Raw genomic sequence first — 4766 nt, 5'->3', positions numbered from 1 at the left:
TTTTTCTATACTAAACTCATCTATACCGCCTGCAATATTTGAAATAGCTGCAATTTTATCAATTTCTTGATTTACCATCTTTTCAATTGCATTTGCATTTAAAATAGCTATCTCATTTAAAAATTGTTTATTTTGGCTATCTAAATCATCTTTAGTTTCTTTTACAATAAAACCACCCATAATGAAAAGAGTCCCTAAAACAATTGTCACTATTAAACCCCACCGAATTACTTTAGACGAATTCCTTTTCATAAATTTATCTCTCCCGCATACACTCTACAAATTTGCTTCTCATCACTTATTATACAAGAAAAAAACAATTTTTTAACCGTTTATTACACTAAATTTACTATTTTTTATTTACCAGTAATAATTTATAGTTAGATAACTTAGAAACATCATTGTTAAGAGGCTACTTAATAGTATTTTTATTTTAGCTACCTCATATACAAAGACAAAAAAAGAAGTGACTTGCGCCACCTCTTAGTCTATATCTTGAAGTTTACCTTCTTGTAAGAATACACGATGATCTGATAATTTTGATACTTCGTTACTATGTGTAACTACGATAACCGTTTTACCAAATTTTTCAGTTAACATTCTAAAAATGCTAATGATTTCTTGTTCAGTTGCACTATCTAAATTACCTGTAGGTTCATCCGCAAAGATTAAATCTACGTTAGAAGCAAGTGCTCTTGCAATTGCAATACGTTGTTGTTCCCCACCCGATAAATGAGTAACCAAACGATCTGCTTTAGTTTTAACAATACCAAATTTTTCAAGTAATGCATAACCAATTTCTTTTTGATTCTTTGGCATTTTATTATCAGTTTCAGTCATAGCTAATTCAATATTTTCAATACCAGTTAAATATTGAATCAAGTTATACGCCTGGAATACTACACCAATCTTGTTACGACGATATTTATATAATCCAAGTTTATCTAGCGACTCACCTTTGTAGTAAACAGAACCACTTTCTTGTTTATCAAGTCCTGCAAGAATACTTAATAAAGTTGTCTTACCACTACCTGAGGGTCCAAGAATTGTATAGAACTGACCTTCTTCAAATTCATAGCTTAAATCTTTTAATATTTCTCTTCTATATCCACCATCTACATAACCATAGTTGATGTTTTCTACTTTTAACATTACTCCCATATCTTCCTCCTTAGGCTAGTAAGATTTGCTTTGGATTAAGTCTCATAATCATTGCAGAAGGAATAACAATACTAATAAATACTACTCCGATTCCTAATACATAGATTTGAATAATTAACCAAGGACTAATCGTTACATGATATTGGCTTAAGATTTGTTCCTGTGTTACTTCTGTAAAGTAGTTTTGATCACCTACCCAAGTGTAGTTATTGTCAGTGGTAATCTCTTCTTCTTGATTACTTTGTTGATAATCTAGAACCATATCACCAACTTTTCCTGCAATTAAACTGCCCGATCCTACTGCTAGTGTAAATCCAAGCACAGCAATAATGATCAACTCTGTAAATAATTGCAATACAACTTTAACCTTACTTACACCAAGCGCTAGTAATACTCCAATTTCAAATTCACGTGTTTTTAATGTTAATGCTGTAACTAATGAAATAATAACTACTGCATTTAACGTAACAATCCAAACAATTACATTCGCAAAGAATGATAATGTATCTAATGGTTTTGCTAATTTCTTAAATTGTTCATTGTTTGCATTTAAGAATGTATATTCTTCTAATTCACCTTGATAATCTTCAACGAATGAATCAACCTTTAGAGGATCTTCTAGCAAATAAACTACTTTATTTGCATAATAAGAACTTTCTAAAGTAGGTTCAGTTTGTATAAAATCCGTTTGTCCTTGAGCTAGATAATGATCGTAGCTTGCTTTTGCAATTGTATAATTAAATTCTGCTAAAGTACTTCCTGGAATTAATATAAAGTTTTTTGGTGATTCATATGGTGCCATCCACTCAAATCTTTGATCATTAGGATCTACATCTGCTTTAGTTGTATAAATACCAACAATTTCTAATTCCATTTTTGTCATATCTAATGTAATACCCATGTCTGCATAATAAACATCCATAGCTCCACCTTGTTGACTGTTTAAAACTATTGTATCTCCTACAGTAAGTCCATTTGTTTCCGCAAGTTCTTTAGTTATTACTGCAACTTTATTTGCGTTATCAATGTCTTCTTGGCTATACATTCTTCCTTCAACAATTACATTCGTATCATCAGTGAATTCAATCATTGTAGGAATAATATTTGTTTGAATCATAATATTTGGTTCTTTATATTCATAGGTTTGGCCATCCATCATAGTGACAGCTCCGCCGCCGCCACCATTATTTTCAGCTTTCTTTTCTTCGTTACCTAAAGGAACGTTATCAAATCCATCTGAATACATTGTAGTTGTCGCTGAATAGTTTAAAGCTTTTACTCTTTCATCTTCACCAAACTTCAATGCAAGTTCTCTATTAATTGATGGATAGTTTTTATATGCTTCATTACGCTCTTCATCTGATTCTAGTGAATCAGTGTATTGCCAAAATTTCTCATTATCAACTTCATAGTTAACAACAGCACGCATTGATTTACGTGTTAATATTTTTGCATTATTTGCCGCATCACTAATTCCTAAACCTATAAGAACTAAGTTACCAATCATAAAGAATGTTATTCCTAGTAATATAGATTTTGAAATTCTACGTGATACATAACGCCATGCACGACTTAGAAAATTCATATTTTATCCTCTTTCTATTTTAAGTAGCAGGTGATACTGCTGGTTGCGCTACATTTACTTTAACAATTATAGAAGTGCCTTCAGTTAATGTAGTATCAATACTTATTAAATTACCAGCAGAGTCCATTACTTCATATTTTCCAATATCATCAGTATTAGTAACAACTGTTTCTATTAGACTAATCGTAATGCCATTTGCACCACACAACGCTTTAAATAAATCATAATCTTGTCCAGTATACTTAAATGACTTCTTTGTAGGTTGCACTGTACATGCCCCTGAAGAAACTTTCATCGAAATCTTTGCATTTATTGGTAATGGTCTTGAACATCCATTTCCGCCTGTGGATAGTATTGATCCACCTGAATCTAAACAAGTATATTCAATAATTTGACCTGGTGTTTTATATTCATCAGAACATGTTGTTCCTGCCCAAGATCCTGTAGCTAAACTAGCTCCTTTTGCATTTGCATCATCAACCCATTTAGTTAATTCCAAATAATCCTTACCATACCATTGACGACTATTTGTTTCTAATTGAGGCATGTATAGAGAAATAGTAAGTTCTAAAACTGACCCTTGATCGACTTGTGATCCGGCAGTGATTGATTGTGCAATAACGTTTCCTTCAGCAGCTGAGTCATAACGTTCTTTTTTAACTATAGTAACTTTATTATCTGGGGTAGCAGCCCATACCTCTAACATTTCTTTAGTATATCCAACTAAGTTAGGAATCTTAACCGCTTTACCCTTTGATACAACAACAGGTAGTTTTCCACCTTCTTCAAGGCTTTCCCCAACTTTAACTCCTTGAGAAATAATCTTACCTACTTCTACTGTATCGCTATATGCTTCTGTCTTCTCTAATACAATTTTCTTTGAATTAGCCCATTGTTCAAGTTCTGCATATGTTTTTCCAACAAAATTATCAACCGCTACAGTTCCTGCAGGAGCTGGTCCTTTAGAGATGTTAATTGTCAAACTAGAACCTCTTGTAAAGCCACTTTCAGTACCAGTTTTCAAATCATAGTTAATAACTAAATCTTTTTCTACAATGGTATTGTATTGTGTGTTAATTTTTGTTTTAGATAATTTATTGGTATCTATCCACTCTTTAATCTCAGAATAAGTCATATTCATTAAGTCTGGGAATTCAACTTGTTCATCAGGATCTGCACCCTTAGATGCTACAAACGCTAATGGAGTAGTATCTTTTATCTTTTTACCTTCTGCTTTGTCCTGAGATATAATTACATCTTTATCAAATTCCGTACTGAATTCAGTATTCATAATAATATTTGATGTTGGAATATCGTTTTGTTTAGCCCAAGCACCTACATCATTAATTGTTTTTCCAACAAAATTAGGCATTGGAATTTTTGGTGCAAAAACGAAATACCAAACAGCCCCAATGATAACCAATAGTGCTATTATTCCCGCTATCATTACCTTTGGATCAATTTTAATTGGTTTCTTTTCAATTTTTTCCAATTTTTCTTGTTGAAAGCTATGAGGCTCTTTACCATCTTTTAAAGAAGCTTTTCTGACAGGGACAGCTGTTGCCGGTTGTGGCGCAACCTTTTTTGCCTCTGGAATAACCGTTCTTTGTGGTTGTGGTTCTACTTTAGGTGTTTTTTCAACAGATTTAGTACTCTTGAAATCATAATCTAAATCTTTATAATTTCGTAATTCATCAGTTTTCTTATCTGTTGGATGAAAAATCTCTAAATCATCATGACTTACGCCTTTTTTTTCTTCTTCTAGTTCTTCTGCTAGTGAACTTAAAAAATCTTTTTTATCATTCATTGCATATTACCTCACTTCCTCATTATTTTACCTTATTTGGTCTACCAATACCACCCACTAGCGAAAAAATTAACAAAATCTTAAGAATTGTAAAATTAAAAAAATTAATCCCTAACATAGATAAGAATTAATCTTTTAATTTAATATTGATTATACTTAGTTTTCGCTATTGCATTTTTCTAAGATTTGTTCTGCTGTAAAGTCACCATCTGG

At 31.9% G+C, this 4766-nt stretch carries 4 protein-coding genes; all 4 read right to left on the bottom strand.

Features of this window, described 5'->3' with window-relative positions; translation table 11 throughout:
- Positions 1-252: hypothetical protein (locus RR430_RS04275; protein WP_332508704.1), on the bottom strand; the 252-nt coding region annotated here is incomplete at its 3' end.
- A 231-nt stretch (positions 253-483) separates the two neighbouring features.
- Positions 484-1161, bottom strand: coding sequence for an ABC transporter ATP-binding protein (locus RR430_RS04270; protein ID WP_332488222.1), 678 nt, complete (start codon positions 1159-1161; stop codon positions 484-486).
- Between the two features lie 10 nt (positions 1162-1171).
- Positions 1172-2746, bottom strand: a complete 1575-nt coding sequence (locus RR430_RS04265) for an ABC transporter permease (protein ID WP_332508703.1) — start codon at positions 2744-2746, stop codon at positions 1172-1174.
- 19 nt (positions 2747-2765) lie between these two features.
- Entirely contained in the window at positions 2766-4553 is a 1788-nt protein-coding gene (locus tag RR430_RS04260) for a Stk1 family PASTA domain-containing Ser/Thr kinase (protein WP_332488225.1), read from the bottom strand.
- Between the last annotated feature and the right edge of the window lie 213 nt (positions 4554-4766).

The organism is Anaerorhabdus sp., from assembly GCF_036641015.1.
In the GTDB taxonomy this organism is placed as follows: Bacteria; Bacillota_I; Bacilli_A; order Erysipelotrichales; family Erysipelotrichaceae; genus Anaerorhabdus.
Note: the sequence above shows the minus strand (reverse complement) of the source record. Positions and strands in the feature narration are given on the sequence as shown.

Bases quoted from the DNA above. Each gene is read 5' to 3' on its own strand.
- RR430_RS04270 (WP_332488222.1), bottom strand. From the start codon at position 1,161: ATGGGAGTAATGTTAAAAGTAGAAAACATCAACTATGGTTATGTAGAT.
- RR430_RS04265 (WP_332508703.1), bottom strand. From the start codon at position 2,746: ATGAATTTTCTAAGTCGTGCATGGCGTTATGTATCACGTAGAATTTCA.
- RR430_RS04260 (WP_332488225.1), bottom strand. From the start codon at position 4,553: ATGAATGATAAAAAAGATTTTTTAAGTTCACTAGCAGAAGAACTAGAA.